This is a genomic window from Nocardioides sambongensis (genome assembly GCF_006494815.1).
Classification (GTDB): domain Bacteria; phylum Actinomycetota; class Actinomycetes; order Propionibacteriales; family Nocardioidaceae; genus Nocardioides; species Nocardioides sambongensis.
The window spans coordinates 1,235,747-1,260,000 of record NZ_CP041091.1; the positions used below are offsets into that span (position 1 = coordinate 1,235,747).

The following is a 24,254-nucleotide window of genomic DNA, read 5'->3' on the forward strand; positions in this document are numbered from 1 at the left end:
ACTCACCCTGCGACGTAGGGAAGGAGGATCTCCCGGCTGTGCGGTCGACCGACGTCGCGCACCACGACCCGGGCACGCTGTCCGTGCAGGCGTCCACTGCCCTGCCCCAGCCCGTCCCAGGAGACCTCGTCGGCGCTGAACGACGCCTCGACGCGTGGCCAGACGCCAGGCCCCGGGGCGTGCACCAGGAGCACCGCGTCGCGGGACCGGAGACGAGCCTGGATCACCGAGGCCGACTTCGGATCGATCCGTCCCACCGGTCGCAGCACGACGACGCGCAGCACGTCGACGAGGGCGGCGACGACCTCCATCCAGTGCTCCCCCGGCGCCGGGACCAGCACCGTCCGCCCCAGCGCCACCCCCAACTGCGCGGCCGCCTCGACCCCGAAGTCGTCCCAGCCGACGAATCCCACCCAGTCGCCCGCGGCGGACGCCCCCGAGGCGAGCGTCATCGCCAGCGAGGCGGAGTCCACCGCGTAGACGCCCCCGGTCCGCAGCTGGAGCAGTCCGTCGAGCACCGGAGGCACCGGCACGCTCAGTCGCGCCGGACCGCCCTGCAGGGCGTCGATCCGGCCGCGCAGCTGCTCCACGACGGCGGCGCGGTCGTCGATCTCGAGGGACGGACACTCACTCACCCATGTTCGAACATTTGTTCGAACTGTGCAAGTGGGGGCCCGTCCCCATCGGTGCTCAGCGCTTACGCTTCTCCCGCGGCTGGACCTTGAGCTCGATCGGGGTGCCCACGAAACCGAACTCCTCCCGCAGCCGACGCTCGATGAACCGCTCGTACCCGGCGTCGAGCCTGCCGGAGGTGAACAGCTTGAACGTCGGGTGCGCGACCTGCACCTGGGTGCCGAAGAGCACCTTCGGCTGCTTGCCGCTGCGCACCGGGTGCGGGTGCTCGGCGACCAGACGGCCCAGGAAGGCATTGAGCGCACCGGTCGGCACCCGCGTCTCCCAGCCCTCGATCGCGCGGTCCAGCGCCGGCACCAGGCGGTCGATGTGCCAACCCGTGCGCGCGGTGATGTTGATCCGGGGCGCCCACTGCACCTGCACCAGGTCGCGCTCGATCTCGCGGTCCAGGTAGTGGCGCCGCTCCTCGTCGACCAGGTCCCACTTGTTGAACGCGATCACCAGCGCCTTGCCGGCCTCCCGGACCTCCTGCAGGATCCGCATGTCCTGCTCGGCGATCGACTGGCTGCCGTCGAGCACCAGCACACACACCTCGGCACGCTCGATCGCCGTCGTGGTGCGCAGCCAGGCGTAGTACTCGTGTCCGGAGGCCTCCTTGACCCGCTTGCGGATGCCGGCGGTGTCGATGAAGCGCCACTCGCGTCCACCGAGCTGCACCAGCTCGTCCACCGGGTCGACGGTGGTGCCGGCCACGTTGTCGACCACCACCCGCTCCTCACCGGCGAGCTTGTTGAGCAGCGAGGACTTGCCGACGTTGGGGCGCCCGACGATCGCGATCCGGCGCGGGCCGCCGATCTCGTCCTCGTACTCCGGAGCCTCCGGCAGCACCGCGAGGATCGCGTCCAGCAGGTCGCCCGATCCGCGCCCGTGCAGCGCCGAGACCGGGTGCGGCTCGCCCAGCCCGAGGTTCCACAGTCCGTAGGTCTGCGCCTCGACCCGCTCGTCGTCGACCTTGTTCGCGGTCAGCACGACCGGCTTCCCCGCCTTGCGCAGCACCCGGACCACTGCCTCGTCGGCGTCGGTGATCCCGACCGCCGCGTCGACCACGAAGAGCACCGCGTCGGCCAGCGACACCGCGATCTCGGCCTGCACCCGGATCCGCTCCGCCATCCCCTTCGCGTCCGGGTCCCAGCCGCCGGTGTCGACCAGCGTGAAGGCGCGACCGGCCCACTCGGCGTCGTAGGAGACCCGGTCACGGGTCACGCCGGGGATGTCCTCGACGACCGCCTCACGGCGGCCGAGGATCCGGTTGACCAGGGTGGACTTGCCCACGTTGGGCCGTCCGACCACGGCCAGCACGGGCAGGTTGGTGTCAGTCATCGTGTTCCTTCGCAGAGTGGACCGGGCCGTGGGTGGGCAGCGGGCCCGGCAGGGCCCGTCCGGTCTCGTCGATCGCGGCCGCGAGGTCCTCGCGCATCCGCTGGTGGAGCAACGCGTTCACGGCCCCCACCTGTTCCGCCGTGCGCGGCCAGGACATCGACCCCAACGCGACCGGGTGCCCGATCACGAGGTCGATCCTCGCACCTCGGGGCGGCAGTGAGCCACTGCTCCCGCCCGGCTCCCGGCTCCCCAGGAACGTCACCGGTACGACGGGGGCCCCGGTGACCAGCCCCAGGTAGGCCGCGCCCCGGCGGAACGAGCGCAGCTCGCCGTCGCCGCGGGTGCCCTCCGGGAAGACCCCGACCGCACCGCCCTCGCGCAGCACCCTCAGCGCCCGGCGCACCGATCCCGGGTCAGCCTGACCGCGGTCCAGCGGGATCTGCCCGGTCAGGTGCAGGAACCGGCCCAGCACTCCGCGGAACATCTCGATCTTGGTCAGGGCGTGCACCGGTCGCGGGGCGAAGATCGCCAGCAGCGGGCCGTCGATCACGCCGATGTGGTTGGCCGCCACCACCACCGGCCCCGTGGCCGGGAACCGCTCGGGGTGGTGCACGCGGACGTCGTACTGCCGGCGGATGAGCCAGCGGGAGGCGGGCCTGCCCCGGGTGAGCAGACCGCGGCGCGGGTGCTCGACGCGGTCGCTGCGGGGAGGCTCCCGATGCGCGCGCCCGTCGGAGCCAGCGGTCATGAGGCGCCGCTGCTGCTCCGGACCGCGTCCACCAGGTCGACGACGAGGCCGACGACCTCGTCCAGGGTGCGGTGGGTGGAGTCGATGTGGACGGCGCCGTCGACACGGGTCAGCGGCGCGGTCGCCCGGCTGGAGTCGATGGCGTCGCGGGCGAGCAGGGACTCCTGCGTCGCGGTGAGGTCGGCCCCGCCGTTCTCCGCGGCGCGGCGGGCGGCGCGCGCGGCCGGGTCGGCGGTCAGGTAGACCTTGACCTCCGCCTGCGGCCAGACCACGGACCCGATGTCGCGTCCTTCGACCACGATGCCGCCGGTGCCGATCAGGTCGCGCTGCAGCGCGACGAGACGCTCCCGCACCGCGGGCACGGCGCTGACCGGGGAGACCGCCGCGTTGACCGCGTCGCTGCGGATCTCGACGGAGACGTCGACGCCGTCGACCGCGATGGTCGGCTGCAACGGGTCGGTGCCGGAGACCAGGTCGGGGGCGCCGGCGCGGGCGGCGACCGCCCCTGCGTCGTGCACGTCGACGTCGTTGTCCAGCATCCACCAGGTCACCGCCCGGTACATGGCACCGGTGTCGAGGTAGCGCAGTCCGAGGCGATCCGCGACGGCCCGGCAGGTGCTCGACTTGCCGGACCCCGAGGTGCCGTCGACGGCCACCACCACGGGGGGCGTGGACGGGCGGTTCGGGTCGGTCGGCACGGAAGTCACGGGCGGGAATCCTACCGGTGGGTCACCCATCCCCTCGATTCGAGCACGCCGATCAGCTCGTCGCTGTGCTCGGCGGTGACGTCCAGCTCGACCAGACCGACGGGTCGGCCCGGGTCGTGGTCGATCCGGACGTCCTCGATGTTGACGCCGCTGTCGCCCGCGTCGGCGAAGAGCCGCGCCAGCTCGCCCGGGTGGTCCGGGACCGCGACCCGCACGGCGACGGTGGTCTGCAGCGGGCCGCCGTGCTTGCCGGGGATCGCCCGGGTGCCGGCCACCCCGTGGGCGAGCAGCGAGGAGAGTCCGACCTGGTCGCCGGCGGTGACCGCGTCGAGGGCGAGGTCCAGGCGTTCGCGGACCTCGGCCAGCAGGGCGGCGACGGCCGGGGCGTTCCCGCCGATGATCTGGCTGTACAGCTCCGGGTCGCCACCGGCCACCCGGGTGACGTCGCGGACCCCCTGCCCGGAGAGGGCCAGGTGGTCGGCCGAGGCACCGGCGAGGGTGCCGGCCACCAGCGAGGAGACCAGGTGCGGCACGTGCGAGGTACGGGCGACGGCGCGATCGTGCTCGAGCGGGGAGAGCCGGACCACGACGCCGCCGCAGAGCCCGATCAGCTGCTCGACGGCGCGGACCGCGACGGACTGCGCGCCCGGACCCGGGGTGACGGCCCACGGGCGGCCGTCGAAGAGCGACGCCGACGCCGCCAGCGGCCCGGAGCGTTCGCTGCCGGCCATCGGGTGGCTGCCGACGTAGCGGTTCCGTCCGGGGTGGTCGGCCACCGCACGTAGCGGTGCCTCCTTGACGCTGCCGACGTCGGTCACCCACGCCCGGGGATGCGCGTCGAGGGCCGCCCGGACGGCGGTGGCGAGGTGGGCCGGCGGGACGGCCACCACCACGAGCTGGGGACGGTCGTCGGGGCGCGCAGCGCGTCCCGCGCCGAGTCCTGTGGCCGTGCGCACGTTGTCGTCGGCCAGGTCCTCGAGCAGCACCTCCACCCCGGCGCGGCGCACGGCGAGCGCGAGCGAGGTGCCGATCAACCCGGCTCCCACCACCAGGACGGGACCGGTCAGGCGTTGGTCGTCGGTCTCCGCGGCGGGGTCGTGGGGCACGGTCGAAAGCGTACTCAGAGGCCGACCAGCTCCAGCAGCTGTCCCAGCTCGTCGGTGGTCAGCTCACGGACCGTGCCCGAGGCGAGGGTCCCGAGCTCGACCGGCCCGAACCGGGTGCGGCTCAGCCGCTTGACCGGATGTCCGACCTGGTCGAGGAGGCGGCGGACGATCCGGTTGCGGCCCTCGTGGATGACCAGCTCGATGATCGACTTGTCCGGCCGGGTCTCCAGCACGTGGGCACGACGTACCTGCACCGGTCCGTCCTCGAGCACGACGCCGTCGAGCAGGACGGTCACCGTGGTCTTGGTGATCTTGCCGACGACCTCGGCGACATAGGTCTTCTCGACCTCGAACGACGGGTGCGCCATCCGGTGCGCGAACTCGCCGTCGTTGGTGAGCAGGAGCAGGCCGGAGGTGTCGGTGTCCAGCCGTCCGACGTGGAAGAGACGCTCCGGACGGTCGGCGACGAGGTCGCTGAGGGTCCGGCGACCCTCCGGGTCCGACATCGTGCTCACCACGCCGCGCGGCTTGTTCAGGACCAGGTAGACGTGGGCGGAGACCGGCGGGAGCCGCTTTCCGGACACCTTGATCACGGCCGTGCGGGGGTCGACCTTCGTCCCCAGCCGGGTGATCACCTCCCCGTCCACCTCGACCTCGCCGTCGAGCATCAGCTCCTCGCACCGGCGGCGGGAGGCGACACCGGACTGGGCGAGCAGTTTCTGCAGCCGGATCAGGCCGTCCTCGTCGGTGACGATCTCGCGGTTCACGTGGTTTCCTCGGGTGCCTGGGTCGGGTCGGGTTCAGCGGCGGTCCCGCTCTCCGGCGGGGAGGCTCCGGCCACCTGCTCCAGCTCGCTCTCCAGCTCGTCGAGCTCGGGCAGGTGCGGCGCCAGGTCCGGCAGCTCCTCCAGGGAGAGGATGCCGATCCGCTCCAGGAAGTAGTTGGTGGTCCGGTACAGCATCGCACCGTGCTCGCCGTCCGGGCCGGCCTCCTCCACCAGCCCACGGTTCAGCAGGGTGCGCATCACACCGTCCACGTTCACGCCGCGGACCGCCGACACCCGGGCCCGGGAGACGGGCTGCTGGTAGGCGACCACGGCCAGCGTCTCGAGGGCCGCCTGGGTGAGCCGCGCCTGCTGGCCCTCGAGCACGAAGCCCTCGACGACCGGGGCGAACTCCTCGCGGGTGTAGAAACGCCATCCGCCGGCCACGTTGCGCAGGTCGAACCCGCGTCCCTGGGCGGTGTACTCCTCGCTCAGCTCGACCAGGCCGGCCGCGACCTGGTCGGCCGGGTGGCCGACGGCGCTGGCCAGGCGCATCTCGTCGAGTGGTTCGTCGGCGACCATCAGGACCGCTTCCAGCGCCGGCCTCAGCGCGGCGAGCGGCAGGTCCATCGGCTCGTCGGCCGCACCGTCCACGCCGGCCGCGCCGGCCGGGTCAGTCTGTTCGGTCATCACTTTCCTCCTGCACCGGCGGCGCGCCGTCGAACTCGTCGGTGATCTCGATGTCGTCCTCGGTCCCGGTCCACCGGATGGTGAGCTCGCCGAGCGGTGTCATCTGGTCGAAGGTGACCGCGCCCTCCCGGAACAGCTCGAGCAGCGAGAGGAACCGGGCGACGGTGGTCAGCGTGTCCGGGGCGTCACGGCACAGCGACCGGAAGGTGACGGTCTGGCTCCGGCGCAACCGCTCCATCACCAGGACGGACTGCTCGCGCACGCTGACGGTCGGCGCGTGGATGTGGTGCAGGTTCAGCTCGATCTCCGGCTTCGGGGCCAGCGCCTTGGCCGCCAGCGCCGCGAAGGCGTCGAGACCGATGCCGATCAGCACCTCGGGCAGCAACCCGGCGTACCGCTCCTCCAGCCCGACCGAGCGCGGGTGCCGCTTCGCCTCGACCTCGACCCGCTCGGCCAGCACCGCGGCGATCTGCTTGTAGGCGCGATACTGCAGGAGCCGTGCGAAGAGCAGGTCCCGCGCCTCGAGCAGGGCCAGGTCCTCCTCGTCCTCGACGTCGCCGGCGGGCAGCAGACGGGCCGCCTTCAGGTCGAGCAGGGTGGAGGCGACCAGGAGGAACGAGGTCGTCTCCTCCAGGTCGTTGCTCCCGAGCGCCTTGACGTGCGCGATGAACTCGTCGGTGACCTTCGACAGCGCTATCTCCGTGACGTCCAGCTTGTGCTTGGAGATCAGGTTGAGCAGCAGGTCGAACGGCCCCTCGAAGTTGTCGAGGCGGACCTCGAAGGGGTTACTCACGCAGGCGCCTGACGAGCGCGGAGTCCTCCCCCTGCGCATCGAAGTCGGCCAGCACCAGGCCGAGGGCCTCGCGCACCAGCCGCCCGCGGTCCACGGCGAGCCCGTGCTCCCCACGGAGGACGAGACGGGTCCGCTCCAGCTCCATCAGCTCGGCGGAGGTGACGTAGACCGTGATCTTCTCGTCGTGCCGCACCCGCCCGCTCGGCCGCTTCTCCGCGGCCTCGCCCTCGGCCTCCGGCGCGTCGGGGACGGCCCGGACCCGCGCGTTCTTGCCCTGGTTGCGGCGGTCGTTCTCGGCAGTACGACGGAACAGGTCGTCGGCCGCCGGCATGCTCACACGTCGAGGCACCGAACCGCCACCTCCTTGGCGAGCTGCCGATACGCGTCGGCGCCCGAGGATGACGAGGCATAGGAGGTGATCGGCTCGCCGGCGACCGTCGAGTCGGAGAACTTCACCGTCCGGCGGATCACGGTGTGGAAGACCTTGTCGCCCCAGGCCTGGACGAGGCGCTCGAGCACCTCGCGGCCGTGCAGCGTGCGCCCGTCGTACATCGTGCCGAGCACGCCGTCGACGGTGAGCTTCGGGTTGAGCCTCTCCTGGACCTTGTCGATGGTGGTCTTGAGCAGGGCGACGCCGCGCAGCGCGAAGTACTCGCACTCGAGCGGGACGACGACGCCGTCGGAGGCGGTGAGCGCGTTGACGGTCAACAGGCCCAGCGACGGCTGGCAGTCGATCAGGATGACGTCGTAGTCCTCGATCGCCGGCGCCAGCACCCGCTGCAGGGTCTGCTCGCGGGCGACCTCGTGGACCAGCTGGACCTCGGCCGCCGAGAGGTCGATGTTCGACGGCAGCAGGTCCATCCCGGGCACGCCGGAGGGCACGACGACCTCGTCGATGCGCACCTCCCGGTCCATCAGGAGGTTGTAGACGGTGAGCTCCATGTCGTGCGGGTTCAGACCCAGCCCGACCGAGAGCGAACCCTGGGGGTCGAAGTCGACCAGGAGCACCTTGCGCCCGAACTCGGCGAGGGCGGCCCCCAGGTTGATGGTGGTCGTGGTCTTGCCGACGCCACCCTTCTGGTTGCACATCGAGATCACCCGGGCCGGACCGTGCTCGGTCACCGGCCGGGGGTCGGGCAGGTACGGCATCGGGCGACCGGTCGGCCCGATCTCCGGCTCGGCCGTCGACGCCGTCGGAGCGGCAGCGGCAGGCTCGGGGCGTGCAAACGGCAGCGGCGGCGCCACCTCGCCGCCGACGGCGTCCTCGTCGCCGAGCGGGATCTGGGCGCGCTGGGGGATCTGGGCGCGCTGGGGGAGGTCCGCGCGTGGGAGGTTCGCGCGTGGCGGCATGTCGGGTGCACTGCTGGAGCCGACGTATCCACCGACCATGGTCGATCACCTCTTGTCTGACGAGCGGTCAGCGCCGCTGGGGACGTAGGCCCCTTCCCCAGGGCCCGGTACTCGTCCATCCAACAATGTCGACACGGAGACATTCGTGCGACGCGCCGGAGGAGCACGCCGGAATCCCGGGTCAGCCGCCGAGCGCGCGCATGGCGACGGTCCGCAGCACCGCCTCACCCGCCTCGTCGGAGGCGGCGAGGTCGACCTCGGCCTCGATCACCCAGTCGTGGTGCCCGGCCGGGTCGTGCAGGGTCTGCACCACCTCCCACCGGGTCGGCTCCTTCTCCACGCGCAGCAACGAAGGTCCGCGGGCGTCGGCGTCGAGCAGGACGCTGCGGTGCTCGGCGTAGTACTGCTCCAGCGCGTCGTCCCACTGCTGCCGGCCGAACGCGGGCTGCTCCTGCCCGTCGACCGACTCCAGGCCGTCCAGGTCGTCGCGGGCGACCAGCTCCACCCTGCGCCACATCGCGTTGCGGACCATCACCTCGAAGACCCGGCCCTGCTGGCTCAACGGCCGCGGCGGTGGGGGCGGCTCGTCCACGCCGACCGAGGACCGGACGTGCTCGGGGTCGTTGAGCGCCTCCCACTCGTCCAGCAGCGAGGAGTCGACCTGGCGGACCGTCTCCCCCAGCCACTCGATCAGCAGGTCCAGCTCGGGGGTCCGCAGACTCGGCGGCACCGTCTGGCGCAGCGCCCGGTAGGCGTCGGTGAGGTAGCGCAGCACCAGACCCTCGGAGCGCGCGATGGAGTACCGGCTGACCAGGGCGGTGAAGCCCATCCCCTCCTCCCACATCTGCCGCACCACCGACTTCGGAGCCAGCGCGTCGGGTGGGAGCCAGGGATGGGTCTCCCGGTAGGTCTCGAACAGCGGCTCGAGCAGGTCGGCCAGCGGCTCGGGCCAGCTGATCTCCTCGACCTGCGCCATCCGCTCCTCGTACTCCACCCCGTCGGCCTTGAGCGCGGCGATCGCCTCACCGCGCGCGGCGTGACGCTGCGCCATGAGCAGCGGGCGTGGCGCCTCGAGCACCGACTCGACCACCGACACCACGTCCATCGTGTACGACGCCGCCTCGGTGTCGAGCACCTCCAGGGCCGCGAGGGCGAAGTGCGCGAGCGGCTGGTTCAGCGCGAAGTCCTCCGGCAGCGCCTCGGTGAGCACGTAGCGCCGGCCGGATGCGTCCAGCTCCTCCAGCCGGGTGAGCACCCCAGAGCCGAGAAGGCTGCGGGAGAGCCGGACCGCGCGCTTGGCCAACCGGAGCTGCGAGCGGCGGTCCTCGTGGTTGTCGGTGAGCAGCCGCCGCATCACGCCGAACGCGTCCTCCTCGCGGGAGACCACGTTGATCAGCATCGCGTTGTCCACCTTCATCTGCGAGGTGAGCCGCTCGGGCTTGCCCTCGACGAGCTTGGTGAAGGTCGCCTCGGTCCAGACCACGGTGCCCTCGGGCGGTTTCCTCAGCTGCGCCTTCGACTTCCGCTTGGCCCGCTTGGCGTCGCTCATCGCGGCGTTCTTGGCGGCCGCCTTCGCCTTCGCCTTCTCGTTCTCGATGACGTGCTCGGGGGCCTGCACCACGACGTACCCGGCGGTGTCGAAGCCGGCCCGGCCGGCGCGGCCGGCGATCTGCGCGAACTCCCGGCTGCGCAGCACCCGCTGCCGGGTGCCGTCGAACTTCGCGAGACCGGTGAAGAGCACGGTGCGGATCGGCACGTTGATGCCCACGCCGAGGGTGTCGGTGCCACAGATGACGGTGAGCAGCCCGGCCTGGGCGAGCTGCTCGACCAGGCGCCGGTAGCGCGGCAGCATGCCGGCGTGGTGCACCCCGATGCCGTTGCGCAGCAGCTTGGAGAGCACCTTGCCGAAGCCGGCGGCGAAGCGGACCCCGGCCAGCCGCTCGGCGATCTCCTCGCGGGGCTTCCGCAGCCCGGAGGCGAGCAGGTTGGTGGCGTGCTCGACGGCGGCGGCCTGGGTGAAGTGCACGACGTACACCGGCCCCTGGCCGGTCTCCACCAGCTCGGTCAGGGTCTCCGACAACGGCTCCAGCGACCACCGGAAGGAGAGCGGCACGGGCCGCTCCGCCCGGTCGACCACCGCGGTGTCGCGGGTGTTGCGGCGGGTCAGGTCGGTCGCCAGGTCGGTGACGTCGCCCAGGGTCGCCGACATCAGCAGGAACTGGGCCTGGGGCAGCTCGATCAGCGGCACCTGCCACGCCCAGCCGCGGCCGGGCTCGCCGTAGAAGTGGAACTCGTCCATCACCACCATGCCGACGTCGGCGTCCGACCCCTCGCGCAACGCGATGTTGGCCAGGACCTCGGCGGTGCAGCAGATGATCGGCGCGTCGGTGTTGACCGCCACGTCCCCGGTCAGCATCCCGACGTCCTCGGCACCGAAGACCGCGCACAGCTCGAAGAACTTCTCGCTGACCAGTGCCTTGATCGGGGCGGTGTAGAAGGTCACCCGGTCCTGCGCCTGGGCCACCATCGCCGCGGCCACCGCCACCAGGGACTTGCCGGATCCGGTCGGGGTCGCGAGCACCACGTTGTTGCCGGCGAGAAGCTCCAGCACAGCCTCCTCCTGGTGCGGGTAGAGCTCCAGACCCCGCTCGGCGGCGTGGTCGAGGATCCGTTCGTAGGCGGCGTCGGTCGCGTTCGTGGTGGTGGCCATCGTCCTCTGTCGGTTGCTCAGCTGTCCCGGGCCCGCGGGTGGGCGGTCGCGAAGACCTCCCGCAGGTTGTCCACGGTGACCATGGTGTAGATCTGGGTGGTGGTGACCGACGCGTGGCCCAGGAGCTCCTGGACCACCCGCACGTCCGCCCCGCCGTCGAGCAGGTGGGTGGCGAACGAGTGCCGCAGGGTGTGCGGCGACACGTCCTGGGATAGCCCGGCACGCTCGGCGGCCTTGACCAGGACGGTCCAGGCGGACTGACGCGACAGCCTGCCGCCCCGGGCGTTGAGGAACAGGGCCGGCGTCGCCGTACCGGTGGCGGAGAGGGACGGCCTGGCCCGCACCAGGTAGGCGTCGAGCGCCTCGCGGGCGTAGGAGCCGACGGGCACCAGCCGCTCCTTGCCGCCCTTGCCGCGCAGCAGCAGGACCGACTCCTCGGGGTCGGCCTCGAGGAACCCGGTGGCGTCGTCGAGATCCAGCCCGACCACCTCCGAGATCCGGGCTCCGGTCCCGTAGAGCACCTCCAGCAGGGCCCGGTCCCGCAGGGCCAGCGGGGTGTCGGCGGCGCCGGCAGCGCGCAGCAGCGCCTCGATGTCGGCCAGCGGCAGCGCCTTGGGCAGCCGCTTGGCAGGTGTGGGCGGCTTGACCCCTGCTGCCGGGTCCGCCTCGGCGAGCCCGTCGGCGACGGCGAACCGGTGGAAGCCGCGGACCGCGACCACCGTGCGGGCCGCGGAGGCGGCACCGAGGGGCGGATGGTCGGCATCGCCCTCCCGCAGCCGCATCAGGAACTCGGTGATCGTGGCGGGCGCGACGGCATCGAGCTCGGCGACCCCGACCGCGTCCAGGTACGCCCGGTAGCGACGCAGATCGCGCCGGTAGGAGGCGAGCGTGTTGGCGGCCAGGCCCTTCTCCACCGCGAGGTGGTCGAGATAGGTGCGGATCGCTCGATCCACCGCACCCGTCTCGCTCACCCGGTCAGGCTAGGGCATGGCCGCCGATGCGGCGCCGTCGCGCGGCAGGGTGGCGGTCTCAGGGTGGCGGTGTCAGGCCTGCTCCAACGCGTCGGCCACCGGCATCGCGTCGAACCCCAGGGCCTCCCCACCGGGCCGTTGGTCACCCGCCCGGCGTGCGTGTTCAGTCCCTTGGCCAACGACGGGTCCGACCGGCACGCCTCGCGCCATCCCTTGTCCGCGAGCGCGACCGTGAACGGCAGCGTGGCGTTGGTGAGGGCGTAGGTCGAGGTGATCGGCACCGCACCCGGCATGTTGGCCACGCAGTAGAAGGTCGACTGGTGGACCGGGAAGGTCGGGTCGTCGTGGGTGGTCGGTCGGGTGTCCTCGAAGCAACCGCCCTGGTCGACCGCGATGTCGACCAGCACCGAGCCCGGCTTCATCGTGGCCACCAGGTCGTTGCTGACCAGCTTCGGCGCGGCCGCGCCGGGGATCAGCACCGCCCCGATGACCAGGTCGGCCTGCTGCACCTGCTGGGCGATGGTCAGCTTCGAGGAGGCGAGCCCGTGGACCCGGTTGTCGTAGCGCCAGAACGACATCCGGAGCTTGTCCAGGTCGGTGTCGAGCAGGGTGACGTCGGCGCCCATCCCGAGCGCGATGTTGGCCGCGTTCTGTCCCGAGACCCCGGCGCCGATCACCACGACCTTCGCGTTCTGCACCCCGCCGACGCCGCCGAGCAGCACCCCGCGGCCGCCGTGCGCCTTCAACAGCGCGTGCGCCCCCACCTGCGGCGCCAGGCACCCCGCCACCTCCGACATCGGGTAGAGCAGCGGCAGCGCGCCCGAGGGCAGCTGCACCGTCTCGTAGGCGATCGCCGTGGTGCCGGCCTCGACCAGCCGCTCGGTGAGCGCCTTGTCCGCGGCCAGGTGCAGGTAGGTGAAGAGGACCAGGTCCTCCCGCAGCCGGTGGTACTCCTCGGCGACCGGCTCCTTCACCTTCAGGACGGTCTCCGCCTCACCCCAGGCGGCGTCGGCGTCCGGGACGATCCGGGCGCCCGCCGCGACGTAGTCCTCGTCGCTGATCGACGACCCGGCCCCGGCACCGGTCTCGACCAGCACCTCGTGCCCGTGCGACACCAGCTCGTGCACCCCGACCGGCGTGATCGCCACCCGGTACTCGCGGTTCTTGACTTCCCTCGGTACGCCGATCCGCATCCGCTGCCTCCTGTTGGCTGATGGCCGTGGGGGCGATTCTGCTGTCCCGGCGGTGAGTCCTCAAGGGGTACGACGCCGCGCCACCTCGTGGGCCAGCACCGCCTGGACCACCGGCCCGTCGGCCACGCGGCCCGCGAGCACCGCTGCGACCAGCTCGTCGAACGGGATCCAGAGGGTCTGCAGGTCCGCCTCCTCGTGGCGCAGCTCGAAGTCGCCGCGGTCGGCGTGGCTCAGGCCGCGCGCCAGGAAGTAGTGGATCCGCTCGCTGGAGTAGCCGGGCGAGCTGTAGGTGGAGAGGAGCGGTGTCCACTCCTCGGCCTGCAGCGCCGCCTCCTCCTGGAGCTCGCGTTGCGCGACCTGCAGCGGGTCCTCCCCGGGTGGTCGCAGACGCCGGCCGGCAGCTCGACCAACCGGTGCTGGGCCGGATGGCGGTACTGGGCCAGGCAGAGCACCCGGTCCTCCTCGTCGATGGCCAGCACCACGGCCGCTCCGGGGTGCTCGAGCACCAGCCTCCGGAACGGGGCCTCACCGTCCGCGTTCGGGCGCGTCATCAGGTCCGAGCGCAGTGCGACCACCCAGCTGTCCCGGTGCAGGTCCTCACTGCCCAGGACCGGCCAGCTCTCCGGGCGGTCCGCGAAGGTCTCCGATGCCGGATCGGCCATCCGGGGCTCAGTCCTCGTCGACCGGGTCGACGTGCAGGTTGGCGTCGTCGATCTCCAGGCGGGTCTCCCGCTGCCGGGTGATCGCGGCGCCGACCAGTCCGGCGAAGAGCGGGTGCGGGCGGGTGGGACGGGAGCGGAGCTCCGGGTGTGCCTGGGTGCCGATGTAGTACGGGTGGACGTCCCGCGGGAGCTCCACGAACTCGACCAGGTCGAGGTCGGGGTTGAGGCCGGAGAAGACCAGCCCCGCCTTCTCCAGGTCGGCGCGGTAGCGGTTGTTCACCTCGTAGCGGTGGCGGTGGCGCTCCTCGATCCGGTCGGCGTCGTACACCTCGCGGGCCAGGGTGCCCTTGCCGAGCTCGGCCGGGTAGAGCCCGAGGCGCATGGTGCCACCGAGGTCACCGGCGCCCTCGACGATCTCCTTCTGCTCCTCCATGGTGGCGATCACCGGCTCGTCGGTCTCCGGGTCGAACTCGGTGGAGCCCGCGTGGGTCAGTCCGAGCTCGGTGCGGGCGTACTCGATGACCATGCACTGCAGACCCAGGCAGAGGCCCAGCGTGGGGATCTGATGGGTGCGGGCGTAGCTCAGCGCACCGAGCTTGCCCTCGAGGCCTCGGATGCCGAAACCGCCGGGCACGCAGATCGCGTCGACGTCGGAGAGATGCTTCGCGGCACCCGCAGGGGTCTCGCAGTCGTCCGAGGCGACCCAGCGGATCTCGACCTTCGCCTCGTTGGCGAAGCCGCCGGCGCGCAGCGCCTCGCCCACCGACAGGTAGGCGTCGTGCAGGTCGACGTACTTGCCGACCAGCGCGACGACGACGTCCTCCTTGGGATGGTGCACGCGACGCAGCAGGTCGTCCCAGAGCGTCCAGTCGACATCGCGGAAGGGAAGGTTCAACCGGCGCACGACGTAGGCGTCGAGCCCCTCGCGGTGCAGCACCTTCGGGATGTCGTAGATCGACGGCGCGTCCGCGCAGGTCACCACGGCCTCGTTGTCGACGTCGCACATCAGCGAGATCTTCCGCTTGATGCTCTCGGGCAGCTCGCGGTCCGAGCGGCAGACCACCGCGTCGGGCTGGATGCCGACCTGGCGCAGGGCGGCGACCGAGTGCTGGGTGGGCTTCGTCTTGAGCTCCCCGGAGGGGCCGATGTAGGGCACCAGGGACACGTGCAGGAAGAAGCAGTTGTCGCGGCCGATCTCGTGGCGCACCTGACGGGCGGCCTCGAGGAACGGGAGCGACTCGATGTCGCCGACGGTGCCGCCGATCTCGGTGATCACGACGTCGACGGGCTCGGAACCGCCGTGCCCCATCGCCAGGATCCGGTCCTTGATCTCGTTGGTGATGTGCGGGATCACCTGGACCGTGTCGCCGAGGTACTCACCCTTGCGCTCCTTGGCGATCACCGAGGAGTAGACCTGCCCGGTGGTCACGTTGGCGATCTGGCCCAGGTCGGTGTCGAGGAACCGCTCGTAGTGGCCGATGTCCAGGTCGGTCTCGGCGCCGTCGTTGGTGACGAACACCTCGCCGTGCTGGAACGGGTTCATGGTGCCCGGATCAACGTTCAGATACGGATCCAGCTTCTGCATGGTGACCCGCAGCCCGCGGGACCGCAGCAGCCGTCCCAGGCTGGAGGCGGTCAGACCCTTCCCCAGTGAGGAGGCGACGCCTCCGGTCACGAAGAGGTGCTTTGCCTGTCGACTCGATCCGCTACCCGGCGCCATGTTCACGGGATTCCATGCTATCTGCTCGTGCCTCAACCCGCACGCTGGCGCGCGGGTTGGTTCTCGGCGGCGTCCTCCTGGGCGAGGTCCAGGAGCTCGCGCGCGTGGGCGATGGCGGTGTCGGAGCCGGCCAGGCCGGCCAGCATCCGGGAGAGCTCCTGCTCGCGGCCCTCGTCGTCGAGGGCGGTGAGTCCGGAGCTGGTGACGGTGCCGTCCGACGACTTCTCCACCACGACGTGCCGATCGGCGAACGCCGCCACCTGGGGCAGGTGGGTCACCACCAGGACTTGGGCGTCCCGGGCAAGGCGGGCGAGTCGTCGGCCGATCTCCACCGCGGCGGCGCCGCCGACTCCGGAGTCGACCTCGTCGAAGACGAAGGTGGGCACCGGGTTGGTGCCGGCCAGGCAGACCTCGACCGCCAGCATCACCCGGGACAGCTCGCCGCCGGAGGCTCCCTTGTGGAGCGGGCGCGGCTCGGCCCCGAGTTCGCCGCCAGCAGGAACTCGATCTCGTCGAGTCCGGAGCGACCGAAGCGCACCCAGTCGCCGTCGACAGCGAGCAGGTCCGGCGGCGGATCGGCGGGGTCCGCGGGCTCCTCCGCTGCGGGACGACGCACTGCGATGGTCACCTCGGCGTGCGGCATCGCGAGCAGCGTGAGCTCCTCGGAGATCGCGCGGCCCAGGCGCTCCGCCGCCGTGGTGCGGGCCCGGCTGAGCCGTTCCCCGGCCGCGGCCAGCTGCTCGCGCTGGGCGGTGCGCTGCGCGACGAGTGACGCGATGCTGTCGTCGGTGGAGTCGAGGTCGAGCAGGCGCGCCGAGGCCTCTTCGCACCAGGCGAGCACGTCGGCGGGGGTGTCGCCGTACTTGCGGGTGAGGGCGGTCAGCGCGGCACGGCGCTCGGAGACGGCGGCGAGCCGAGCCGGGTCGACCTCGACGCTCGAGGCGTAGGAGGCGACGTCGGTGGCGACGTCGGTCAGCAGATAGCTCAGCTCGGTGACCCGGTCCGCGAGCGCGGCGGCGGCCGGGTCGTGGTCGCGGACCCCGTCCAGCAGGCCGCGCGCGGCGCCGACGGCGGCCATCGCGTCCGGGACTCCCTGCTCGCTGGACAGCGCCTCCCGCGCCTGCTCCGCCGCGCCCTGCAGGGTGTCGGCGTGTCCGAGCCGGGACTCTTCCGCGGCGAGCTCGAGGTCCTCGCCCGGCTGCGGTGCGACCGCGGTGATCTCGTCCACGCCGAACCGGAGCACGTCGGCCTCGCGTGCCCGTTCCCGGGCCTGGCTGCGCAGCTCGGCCAGCTCCGCCTCGGTCGTCGTCAGGGCGGCGTGGGCCTGCCGGTAGTCGGCCAGCAGGTCGGCGTGGTCCCGAAGCGGTCGAGGGCGTCACGCTGGGTCGAGGTGCGCAGCAACCGGTGCTGGTCGGACTGCCCGTGCACCGCCACCAGCGGCTCGGTCAGGGCGCTCAGGGTCGAGACCGGCACGGCGGCGCCGCCCGCGTAGGCCCGGGAGCGTCCCTCCGCGCTGACGTTGCGGGCGAAGACGACGCGGCCGCTCTCGGCCTCGCCGCCGGCCTCGTCGACCGCGTCCTCGAGGCCGTCCACCGCCTCGGCCAGGACCAGGCCCTCGACCCGAGCCTGCTTCACCCCGGTGCGGACCGCTCCGCTGTCGGCGCGGCCCCCCAGCAGCAGGCCGAGGGCGCTGACGACCATGGTCTTGCCGGCGCCGGTCTCGCCGGTGATCACGGTGAGACCGGGCCCGAGCTCGAGGGTGGAGGACTCGATCACGCCGAGCCCGCTGATCCGGATCTCCTCGATCACCTGCTGTCCCCCTCCTCGGTGGTGCGCGCCGCGCGGCGCTGCTCGGCGGCCCCGCGCCATCCCTCGACGGTCAGTCCGAACTTGGCGACCAGCCGATCGGTGAACGGCGCCTCGTGCAGACGCACCAGCCGGACCGGTCGCTCGCCGCGCCGGATCTCGATCCGGGCCCCCGGTGGCAGGTCCACGCTGCGCCGCCCGTCGCACCACAGCACGCCGGCGCCCTGGTTGCCGGCGAGGACCTCGACGGCGATCACGGACGAGGGTGCCACCACCATCGGACGGGCGAACAGGGCGTGCGCACTGAGCGGCACGATGCACAGCGCCTCGACCTGGGGCCAGACGATCGGCCCGCCGGCGCTGAAGTTGTAGGCGGTGGAGCCGGTGGGGGTCGCCAGCACCACGCCGTCGCACCCCCAGCGGGAGAGCGGACGGTCGTCGACCTCGACCACCACCTCGAGCATCCGCTCGCGCGCGGCCTTCTCGACGCTGGCCTCGTTCACCGCGAAGGTCGAGTAGACCAGCCGTCCGTCGTGGTAGGCCCGCACGTCCAGGGTGAGCCGGTCCTCGGTCGAGTAGCGCTGCCGGACGATGGCCTCGATCGTGGCCGCGACGTCCTCGTGCTCGGCCTCCGCGAGGAAACCGACGTGACCCAGGTTGACGCCCAGCACGGGCGTCAGGCGGCTGTGGGTGACCTCGGCGGCGCGCAGGATGCTGCCGTCTCCGCCGATCACCACGGTCAGCTCGCATCCGCGGCTGGCGTCGGACTCCGAGTCGGTGAACTCCAGCGGGGGGTCGTAGTCGCCGGCGGCCACGCCGAGGTCGGCGGCTTCCTCGCGCATCAGCCGGACGACGATCCCGTTGCCCGAGAGCTCCTTGACGAAGGCGCGCGCCACGTCGCGTGCCTCGACCCGCCCGGTGTGCGCGAGCACCAGCACCCGACGGGTGACGGGATCGGTCCGGTCGCTCATGTGGCCACCCTCTCATCCGGGTCGGACGGATCGGGATCGGTCCCACGGCGCACCACGGCCGCGATCTCATCGCCCCCGACCTCCGCAGGACCGTGCCGCAGCCACACGAAGAACTCCACATTGCCCGACGGGCCGGGCAACGGACTGACGGTGACCGCGCGGGCTCCCCAGCCGCGCGCGGCGGCCGCGGCGGCGACCGTGTTCACCGCCTCCGCGCGGAGCTCGGGGTCGCGGACCACCCCTCCCTTGCCGACCCGCTCCTTGCCGACCTCGAACTGGGGCTTGACCATCAGCGCCAGGTCGCCGTCGGGCCGGGTCACGCCGAGCAGCGCGTCGAGGACCAGGGTCAGGGAGATGAAGGAGAGGTCGCCGACCACCACGTCGACGTGGCCACCGACTTGGTCGGCGGTGAGGGTGCGGACGTTGGTCCGGTCGTGCACCCGGACCCGGTCGTCGCTCTGCAGCGACCAGTCGAGCTGCCCGTAGCCCACGTCGACGGCGACCACCTCCGCTGCACCCGCTCGCAGCAGCACGTCGGTGAAGCCGCCCGTGCTCGCACCGGCGTCGAGGCATCGCCGCCCACGGACCTGGAGCCCCAGCGGCTCGAAGGCCCGGAGCGCACCCAGCAGCTTGTGGGCACCGCGCGAGACGTAGTCCGGGCCGTCCTCGGGCTCACGGACCACGATCGCCACGTCGGTGGTGACGCCCGTCGCCGCCTTCGAGGCGACGACGCCGGACACCTTCACCCGGCCTTCGGCGATCATGCGCGCGGCGCGCTCGCGGGAGGGGGCCAGCCCTCGACGGACCAGCTCGGCGTCGAGTCGGAGACGACGGGGCGGCATGGTCAGGCGTCGGGCGGCGGGTCGTCGAGGGTACGGCGCAGCGCGCCGTGGGCCTCCTCGAACGTGGCGGCGTGCTCGTCGACCGGCCTCTCCTCCAGCCCTGCGACTGCGGTGAGTGCGGCGTCGACGTCCTCGATGCCGGTGGTCGGCAGCTCGGGTTGCTCCGTCATGTCTGCAGGCTACCGCCCGGACGGTCCGCGACCCGGCAGGGTGACCCCCGCGATGTCGACCACGGCACCGGTGCGGTCCAGGTGCTCCCACGCGGCATCCGCCGCCACCCGCCAGGCGTCGACCGGGTCGGCCCGCCGCCCGGGGTCCGTCTCCTCGACCCGCAGTCGGCCTTCCTCGACCCAGGCCCGCCACCCGGGCGCGCACCACTGCACGTCATCCCGGTCCGGCGCCGGATGAGGGGTCGTCAGCCCGCCGAGGTCCGCCGCCAGGTACGACGGCCGCTCGCTCGGCTCGGCCGCGACCAGCTCGGCCAGACCGGTGACACCGGTGAGCACGAGCAAGGACGGCACTCCGGCCCGCCGGGCTCCTTCGATGTCGGTGTCGAGCCTGTCACCCACCATCAACGGTCGCCGGGCGGTCATCCGCCTGACCGTCTCGTCGAGCAGTGGTCGCTCGGGCTTCCCGGCGACGGTCGGCCGCACCCCGGTGAAGGTGCTCAGCGTCTGGACCAGGACGCCGTGTCCGGGCGCCACGCCCTCGGCGGTCGGGATCGTGTAGTCGGTGTTGCTGGCCACCCACGGCAGGCCCGTCGCGATCCGGACAGCGGCGGACATGATGTCACGCCAGCGGACCTCCGGTCCGTAGCCGGTGACCAGCGCGTCGGCGTCGTCCTGCACCCCGACGGGCTTCAGGTCGAGGGCCTGCAGAGCCTCGCGCAGCCCGTCACCGCCGAGGCAGACCACCCGGGCACCCGCACCGAAGCGGTCCACCACCACGCGGGCGGCGGCCTGGGCGGAGGTGACCACGTCACCCGGCGCGGCCTCGACACCGAGCCTGGTGAGATGGTCGGCCACCGTCTCCGGAGTGCGGGAGGCGTTGTTGGTGATGAACGCGACCGACATGCCCGTCGTCCTGACGGCGGAGATCGCGGCGGCGGCGCCGGGTACCGCGGCGTCCCCGATGTAGACCACCCCGTCGAGATCGAGCATCGCGAGGTCGTGGCAGCGGCTGAGCGGCACTGCAGAGCTGATCAACACACCACCAGCCTGCCAGCACCCCGCTGGGCGCCGTTCGTACGATGACCAGATGGACGCGACGACGCTGGTGACACCTCCCTACGTCGCCGGCCCACTCCGCCTGGAGCCGTTCAGCGCGATGATGCTGACGCCCTCCCGCGTCGGCGACCCCTCGACCGGCCGCGCCTTCGCCCGCCCCTACAAGGACGTGGCCGCACGCCTGGGCCGCTGGCAGGAGCGCGGCTTCGTGGATCGCGCGGCCCGGCCCGCCCTCTACCTGCACGAGTACACGTCCAACGGCATCACCATCCGCGGCCTGGTCGGTGCGCTGGACGTGTCTCGTCGGGCGATCCGGGCCGAGGACCGCGCCGTGCTGCCGCACGAGGGGATCCACCCGGCGCAGGCCGACGACCTCGCCGACCGGATGGCCGAGATGAGCCTGAACCCGGCGCCGATCCTGCTCGTGCACCAGGGCTCCGCCGCACTGCGCGAGCTCACCACCCAGGTGCGCTCCGCCGACCCCGAACGGGCCTTCGTCGACCGCAGTCAGCAGCAGCACCGGATCTGGGCGATCAGCGACCCCACGACCGTCGACCTCCTCGAGGCCGAGCTCGCCTCCTCGCGCGCGCTCATCGCGGACGGCCATCACCGGTACGCCGCCTACCTGCGCCTCCAGCAGCGTGGCCTGGGGGCGGCGTACGACCTGGGGCTGGCGATGTTGGTCGACCAGCAGGACACCCCACTGTTCCTCGGTCCGATCCACCGCACGCTGACCGGCACGACACTCGACGACCTCCGCCGTGCCGCTGACGCGTTGGGCTACCGCTACGAGGAGCGCGAGCAGCACCGTGCCGTCGCCGGCCTCGGTCCCAGCCGCCTGGCCGCCACCGACGGACAGACCTGGGCCACGGTCACGCTCAACGTGCCGCCGGACCGCGCCACGGTCGAGATCCTGCACCACCGGGTGCTGCCGGCGTTGCCCCACGGACCGAGCGCGGTGGGCTACCACCACACCGTCGAGTCCGCCCTCGACCAGGCCGCGCCCGAACATGGCATCGCGGTGCTCATGCCCGCGCCGTCGGTGGACCAGGCGATCAGGATCGCCGAAGCGGACCGACTGCTCCCGGAGAAGGCCACCTCGTTCCAGCCGAAACCGAGCCTGGGTGTCCTCATCCGGCCGCTCGGGGTGTGGGAAAAAGACTGATGGGCCATCACCTGGTGGTGATGGCCCATCGTCAATGTTTGTCCGGCGGCGTCCTACTCTCCCACAGCCTCTCGGTTGCAGTACCATCGGCGCTGGCAGGCTTAACTTCCGGGTTCGGTATGGGACCGGGTGTTTCCCTGCCGCTATGGCCGCCGTAACTCTGTTACCCCATCACTCCCCCTGCTTGTGCCCTTTGTGCCCGCCGGTGTGTGTGCCCGCGGGGTGTGGGGTTGGGGGGTGGGGTGGTCTGTTGATTCTCCACGATCTGATTCACCATGATCTGGTGATCTGGTGATCTGGCGATGTGGTGATCGTGTGGACGCGAGTGTTGTTGTCTTGCACGGTGTCCCATTTCATGTCCCAAACAAACAGTCTTTGTTTGTTGGGTGTGTTGGGGATTTGTTGTGGCAAGCTTTCGGCCTATTAGTACCGGTCGGCTGGGCATTACTGCTGTACACCTCCGGCCTATCAACCCAATCATCTTTTGGGGGCCTTATCCCCTCAAAGGGGGTAGGAAACCTCATCTTGAAACGTGCTTCCCGCTTAGATGCGTTCAGCGGTTATCACTTCCGAACGTAGCCAACCAGCCCTGCACCTGGCGGTACAACTGGCACACCAGAGGTTCGTCCATCCCGGTCCTCTCGTACTAGGGACAGCCTTTCTCAAGTTTCCAACGCGCGCGGCGGATAGGGACCGAACTGTCTCACGACGTTCTAAACCCAGCTCGCGTGCCGCTTTAATGGGCGAACAGCCCAACCCTTGGGACCTACTCCAGCCCCAGGATGCGACGAGCCGACATCGAGGTGCCAAACCATCCCGTCGATATGGACTCTTGGGGAAGATCAGCCTGTTATCCCCGGGGTACCTTTTATCCGTTGAGCGACCACCCTTCCACGAGGAGTGGCCGGATCACTAGTTCCGACTTTCGTCCCTGCTCGACATGTCTGTCTCACAGTCAAGCTCCCTTGTGCACTTACACTCAAAACCTGATTGCCAACCAGGCTGAGGGAACCTTTGAGCGCCTCCGTTACATTTTGGGAGGCAACCGCCCCAGTTAAACTACCCATCAGGCACTGTCCCTGAACCAGATCATGGCCCTAGGTTAGACATCTAGTACGACCAGAGTGGTATTTCAACGATGACTCCACCCATCCTGGCGGATGAGCTTCACAGTCTCCCACCTATCCTACACAAGCCGAACCAAACACCAATGCCAAACTATAGTAAAGGTCCCGGGGTCTTTCCGTCCTGCCGCGCGTAACGAGCATCTTTACTCGTAGTGCAATTTCGCCGAGTCCATGGTTGAGACAGCGCCCAAGTCGTTACTCCATTCGTGCAGGTCGGAACTTACCCGACAAGGAATTTCGCTACCTTAGGATGGTTATAGTTACCACCGCCGTTTACTGGGGCTTAAATTCTGAGCTTCGAACCCCGAAAGGCTCTAACCCGTCCTCTTAACCTTCCAGCACCGGGCAGGAGTCAGTCCGTATACATCGTCTTACAACTTCGCACGGACCTGTGTTTTTAGTAAACAGTCGCTTGGGCCTGGTCTCTGCGGCCCTTCACGCTCCCGGAGCAAGTCCGATCACGATCCGGGCCCCCCTTCTCCCGAAGTTACGGGGGCATTTTGCCGAGTTCCTTAACCATGGTTGTCTCGATCGCCTTGGTATTCTCTACCTGATCACCTGAGTCGGTTTGGGGTACGGGCGGCTCATGGCTCGCTAGAGGTTTTTCTCGACAGCATAGGATCACCCACTTCCCCCTACGGGGTCGGCATCACATCTCAAGCTCGGCATCAAAGCCAGGAATCCGGATTTGCCTAGATCCCGCCCTACATGCTTACCCACGCACAACCATCGGCGTGGTTGGGCTACCTTCCTGCGTCACCCCATCGCTTGACTACTACCGGATCGGGTCCCACGCTCCACACAACCGTCTCACCCCGAAGGGATCAATCAACTGCGCTTCGGGTGGTTAGCATCACCGGGCTCATCATGGGCGCCACTTCGCCGGTACGGGAATATCAACCCGTTGTCCATCGACTACGCCTGTCGGCCTCGCCTTAGGTCCGACTTACCCAGGGCAGATTAGCTTGACCCTGGAACCCTTGATCATTCGGCGCACGGGTTTCTCACCCGTGATTCGCTACTCATGCCTGCATTCTCACTCGTGCCACATCCACCACTAGATCACTCTGCAGCTTCACCCGTGGCACGACGCTCCCCTACCCATCCACACCCCTGGAAGACCAAAGATCTCCTGGGTTCAATGTAGATGCCATGGCTTCGGCGGACGGCTTGAGCCCCGCTACATTGTCGGCGCGGAATCACTTGACCAGTGAGCTATTACGCACTCTTTCAAGGGTGGCTGCTTCCAAGCCAACCTCCTGGTTGTCACTGCGACTCCACATCCTTTTCCACTTAGCCGCCCTTAGGGGCCTTAGCCGATGGTCTGGGCTGTTTCCCTCTCGACTACGAAGCTTATCCCCCGCAGTCTCACTGCCACGCTTACACTTACCGGCATTCGGAGTTTGGCTAACGTCAGTAACCTGGTCGGGCCCATCGGCTATCCAGTGCTCTACCTCCGGCAAGAAACACGCAACGCTGCACCTAAATGCATTTCGGGGAGAACCAGCTATCACGGAGTTTGATTGGCCTTTCACCCCTAACCACAGGTCATCCCCTCCATTTTCAACTGAAGTGGGTTCGGTCCTCCACGCCGTCTTACCGGCGCTTCAACCTGCCCATGGCTAGATCACTCCGCTTCGGGTCTTGATCGTGCGACTACTCCATCACTGGACACGCCCTATTCAGACTCG

The 24,254-nt window shown here is 70.4% G+C and carries 24 protein-coding genes and 2 rRNA genes (1 of these 26 cut by a window edge); 1 reads left to right on the forward strand and 25 read right to left on the reverse strand.

Going from position 1 to position 24,254, the window contains the following annotated elements; all coding sequences use genetic code 11:
• Positions 1 to 2 precede the first annotated feature (2 nt).
• The 23 genes from FIV43_RS05765 to FIV43_RS05855 all read right to left on the reverse strand — a co-directional run bounded on the left by FIV43_RS05765 (position 3) and on the right by FIV43_RS05855 (position 20,253).
• Positions 3 to 635, reverse strand: a complete 633-nt coding sequence (locus tag FIV43_RS05765) for a hypothetical protein (protein ID WP_141013365.1) — start codon at positions 633 to 635, stop codon at positions 3 to 5.
• A 55-nt stretch (positions 636 to 690) separates the two neighbouring features.
• The gene (der, locus tag FIV43_RS05770; RefSeq protein ID WP_141013366.1) at positions 691 to 2,013 is read right to left on the reverse strand and encodes a ribosome biogenesis GTPase Der; all 1,323 of its coding nucleotides are present in this window, start codon (positions 2,011 to 2,013) and stop codon (positions 691 to 693) included.
• Positions 2,006 to 2,761 carry a lysophospholipid acyltransferase family protein gene (locus FIV43_RS05775; protein WP_141013367.1) on the reverse strand — a complete coding sequence of 252 codons (756 nt, stop codon included), beginning with the start codon at positions 2,759 to 2,761 and terminating at the stop codon, positions 2,006 to 2,008. The genes der and FIV43_RS05775 overlap by 8 nt, the downstream gene beginning before the upstream one ends.
• A complete protein-coding gene (cmk, locus tag FIV43_RS05780; protein WP_231123757.1) occupies positions 2,758 to 3,468 on the reverse strand; it encodes a (d)CMP kinase in 711 nt (236 codons plus the stop codon). The genes FIV43_RS05775 and cmk overlap by 4 nt, the downstream gene beginning before the upstream one ends.
• 11 nt (positions 3,469 to 3,479) lie before the next feature.
• Entirely contained in the window at positions 3,480 to 4,574 is a 1,095-nt protein-coding gene (locus FIV43_RS05785) for a prephenate dehydrogenase (RefSeq protein ID WP_141013369.1), read from the reverse strand.
• Between the two features lie 14 nt (positions 4,575 to 4,588).
• Positions 4,589 to 5,341 carry a pseudouridine synthase gene (locus tag FIV43_RS05790; protein WP_141013370.1) on the reverse strand — a complete coding sequence of 251 codons (753 nt, stop codon included), beginning with the start codon at positions 5,339 to 5,341 and terminating at the stop codon, positions 4,589 to 4,591.
• A complete protein-coding gene (gene scpB / locus FIV43_RS05795) occupies positions 5,338 to 6,027 on the reverse strand; it encodes an SMC-Scp complex subunit ScpB (protein ID WP_141013371.1) in 690 nt (229 codons plus the stop codon). Before scpB ends, FIV43_RS05790 begins: the two co-directional genes overlap by 4 nt.
• Positions 6,011 to 6,859 carry a segregation and condensation protein A gene (locus FIV43_RS05800; protein WP_141013372.1) on the reverse strand — a complete coding sequence of 283 codons (849 nt, stop codon included), beginning with the start codon at positions 6,857 to 6,859 and terminating at the stop codon, positions 6,011 to 6,013. The genes scpB and FIV43_RS05800 overlap by 17 nt, the downstream gene beginning before the upstream one ends.
• Entirely contained in the window at positions 6,813 to 7,169 is a 357-nt protein-coding gene (locus FIV43_RS20865; protein ID WP_196780989.1) for a hypothetical protein, read from the reverse strand. The genes FIV43_RS05800 and FIV43_RS20865 overlap by 47 nt, the downstream gene beginning before the upstream one ends.
• Entirely contained in the window at positions 7,154 to 8,209 is a 1,056-nt protein-coding gene (locus FIV43_RS05810; RefSeq protein ID WP_407938873.1) for a ParA family protein, read from the reverse strand. The genes FIV43_RS20865 and FIV43_RS05810 overlap by 16 nt, the downstream gene beginning before the upstream one ends.
• Positions 8,210 to 8,351: 142 nt before the next feature.
• A complete protein-coding gene (locus tag FIV43_RS05815) occupies positions 8,352 to 10,880 on the reverse strand; it encodes a DEAD/DEAH box helicase (RefSeq protein ID WP_141013373.1) in 2,529 nt (842 codons plus the stop codon).
• A 17-nt stretch (positions 10,881 to 10,897) separates the two neighbouring features.
• On the reverse strand, positions 10,898 to 11,851 hold the full coding sequence (gene xerD, locus FIV43_RS05820) for a site-specific tyrosine recombinase XerD (RefSeq protein ID WP_231123759.1): 954 nt from the start codon (positions 11,849 to 11,851) through the stop codon (positions 10,898 to 10,900).
• Positions 11,848 to 13,044 carry an alanine dehydrogenase gene (gene ald, locus FIV43_RS05825; RefSeq protein WP_141013374.1) on the reverse strand — a complete coding sequence of 399 codons (1,197 nt, stop codon included), beginning with the start codon at positions 13,042 to 13,044 and terminating at the stop codon, positions 11,848 to 11,850. Before ald ends, xerD begins: the two co-directional genes overlap by 4 nt.
• A 60-nt stretch (positions 13,045 to 13,104) precedes the next feature.
• The gene (locus FIV43_RS22025) at positions 13,105 to 13,368 is read right to left on the reverse strand and encodes an NUDIX hydrolase (protein ID WP_231123933.1); all 264 of its coding nucleotides are present in this window, start codon (positions 13,366 to 13,368) and stop codon (positions 13,105 to 13,107) included.
• Positions 13,275 to 13,706 carry an NUDIX hydrolase gene (locus FIV43_RS05830; RefSeq protein ID WP_231123760.1) on the reverse strand — a complete coding sequence of 144 codons (432 nt, stop codon included), beginning with the start codon at positions 13,704 to 13,706 and terminating at the stop codon, positions 13,275 to 13,277. Before FIV43_RS05830 ends, FIV43_RS22025 begins: the two co-directional genes overlap by 94 nt.
• Positions 13,707 to 13,713: 7 nt before the next feature.
• Positions 13,714 to 15,426, reverse strand: coding sequence for a CTP synthase (locus FIV43_RS05835; protein ID WP_141015770.1), 1,713 nt, complete (start codon positions 15,424 to 15,426; stop codon positions 13,714 to 13,716).
• 32 nt (positions 15,427 to 15,458) lie between these two features.
• On the reverse strand, positions 15,459 to 15,854 hold the full coding sequence (locus FIV43_RS23440; RefSeq protein WP_331251048.1) for a DNA repair protein RecN: 396 nt from the start codon (positions 15,852 to 15,854) through the stop codon (positions 15,459 to 15,461).
• Positions 15,851 to 16,669, reverse strand: a complete 819-nt coding sequence (locus tag FIV43_RS23445) for a DNA repair protein RecN (protein ID WP_331251049.1) — start codon at positions 16,667 to 16,669, stop codon at positions 15,851 to 15,853. Before FIV43_RS23445 ends, FIV43_RS23440 begins: the two co-directional genes overlap by 4 nt.
• Positions 16,670 to 16,734: 65 nt before the next feature.
• Positions 16,735 to 17,235 carry an AAA family ATPase gene (locus FIV43_RS23450; RefSeq protein ID WP_331251050.1) on the reverse strand — a complete coding sequence of 167 codons (501 nt, stop codon included), beginning with the start codon at positions 17,233 to 17,235 and terminating at the stop codon, positions 16,735 to 16,737.
• The gene (locus FIV43_RS05845) at positions 17,232 to 18,203 is read right to left on the reverse strand and encodes an NAD kinase (RefSeq protein WP_141013375.1); all 972 of its coding nucleotides are present in this window, start codon (positions 18,201 to 18,203) and stop codon (positions 17,232 to 17,234) included. The genes FIV43_RS23450 and FIV43_RS05845 overlap by 4 nt, the downstream gene beginning before the upstream one ends.
• A complete protein-coding gene (locus FIV43_RS05850; RefSeq protein WP_141013376.1) occupies positions 18,200 to 19,045 on the reverse strand; it encodes a TlyA family RNA methyltransferase in 846 nt (281 codons plus the stop codon). The genes FIV43_RS05845 and FIV43_RS05850 overlap by 4 nt, the downstream gene beginning before the upstream one ends.
• 2 nt (positions 19,046 to 19,047) lie before the next feature.
• Positions 19,048 to 19,215 carry a hypothetical protein gene (locus FIV43_RS20870; RefSeq protein ID WP_181407696.1) on the reverse strand — a complete coding sequence of 56 codons (168 nt, stop codon included), beginning with the start codon at positions 19,213 to 19,215 and terminating at the stop codon, positions 19,048 to 19,050.
• A gap of 9 nt (positions 19,216 to 19,224) precedes the next feature.
• On the reverse strand, positions 19,225 to 20,253 hold the full coding sequence (locus FIV43_RS05855) for an HAD-IIA family hydrolase (RefSeq protein ID WP_231123761.1): 1,029 nt from the start codon (positions 20,251 to 20,253) through the stop codon (positions 19,225 to 19,227).
• Between the two features lie 49 nt (positions 20,254 to 20,302).
• Between FIV43_RS05855 and FIV43_RS05860 the strand changes: the two genes are divergently transcribed.
• Positions 20,303 to 21,436 carry a DUF1015 family protein gene (locus FIV43_RS05860; RefSeq protein WP_141013377.1) on the forward strand — a complete coding sequence of 378 codons (1,134 nt, stop codon included), beginning with the start codon at positions 20,303 to 20,305 and terminating at the stop codon, positions 21,434 to 21,436.
• Positions 21,437 to 21,476: 40 nt separating this feature from the next.
• Here FIV43_RS05860 and rrf read toward each other — a convergent pair.
• Both rrf and FIV43_RS05870 read right to left on the reverse strand, forming a co-directional pair.
• A 5S ribosomal RNA gene (gene rrf, locus FIV43_RS05865) occupies positions 21,477 to 21,593 on the reverse strand.
• A 246-nt stretch (positions 21,594 to 21,839) separates the two neighbouring features.
• Positions 21,840 to 24,254: ribosomal RNA gene (locus FIV43_RS05870) — 23S ribosomal RNA — on the reverse strand (it continues 738 nt past the right edge of the window).

What these genes read in the sequence shown, in the direction of transcription:
- FIV43_RS05850 (WP_141013376.1), bottom strand. Translation starts at nt 19,045, where the DNA reads ATGCCGCCCCGTCGTCTCCGACTCGACGCCGAGCTGGTCCGTCGAGGG.
- scpB (WP_141013371.1), bottom strand. Translation starts at nt 6,027, where the DNA reads ATGACCGAACAGACTGACCCGGCCGGCGCGGCCGGCGTGGACGGTGCG.
- FIV43_RS05860 (WP_141013377.1), top strand. Translation starts at nt 20,303, where the DNA reads ATGGACGCGACGACGCTGGTGACACCTCCCTACGTCGCCGGCCCACTC.
- FIV43_RS05835 (WP_141015770.1), bottom strand. Translation starts at nt 15,426, where the DNA reads ATGGCGCCGGGTAGCGGATCGAGTCGACAGGCAAAGCACCTCTTCGTG.
- FIV43_RS20870 (WP_181407696.1), bottom strand. Translation starts at nt 19,215, where the DNA reads ATGACGGAGCAACCCGAGCTGCCGACCACCGGCATCGAGGACGTCGAC.
- FIV43_RS05830 (WP_231123760.1), bottom strand. Translation starts at nt 13,706, where the DNA reads ATGGCCGATCCGGCATCGGAGACCTTCGCGGACCGCCCGGAGAGCTGG.
- ald (WP_141013374.1), bottom strand. Translation starts at nt 13,044, where the DNA reads ATGCGGATCGGCGTACCGAGGGAAGTCAAGAACCGCGAGTACCGGGTG.
- FIV43_RS05800 (WP_141013372.1), bottom strand. Translation starts at nt 6,859, where the DNA reads ATGCGCAGGGGGAGGACTCCGCGCTCGTCAGGCGCCTGCGTGAGTAAC.
- der (WP_141013366.1), bottom strand. Translation starts at nt 2,013, where the DNA reads ATGACTGACACCAACCTGCCCGTGCTGGCCGTGGTCGGACGGCCCAAC.
- FIV43_RS05810 (WP_407938873.1), bottom strand. Translation starts at nt 8,209, where the DNA reads ATGGTCGGTGGATACGTCGGCTCCAGCAGTGCACCCGACATGCCGCCA.
- FIV43_RS05845 (WP_141013375.1), bottom strand. Translation starts at nt 18,203, where the DNA reads ATGAGCGACCGGACCGATCCCGTCACCCGTCGGGTGCTGGTGCTCGCG.
- FIV43_RS05775 (WP_141013367.1), bottom strand. Translation starts at nt 2,761, where the DNA reads ATGACCGCTGGCTCCGACGGGCGCGCGCATCGGGAGCCTCCCCGCAGC.
- FIV43_RS05815 (WP_141013373.1), bottom strand. Translation starts at nt 10,880, where the DNA reads ATGGCCACCACCACGAACGCGACCGACGCCGCCTACGAACGGATCCTC.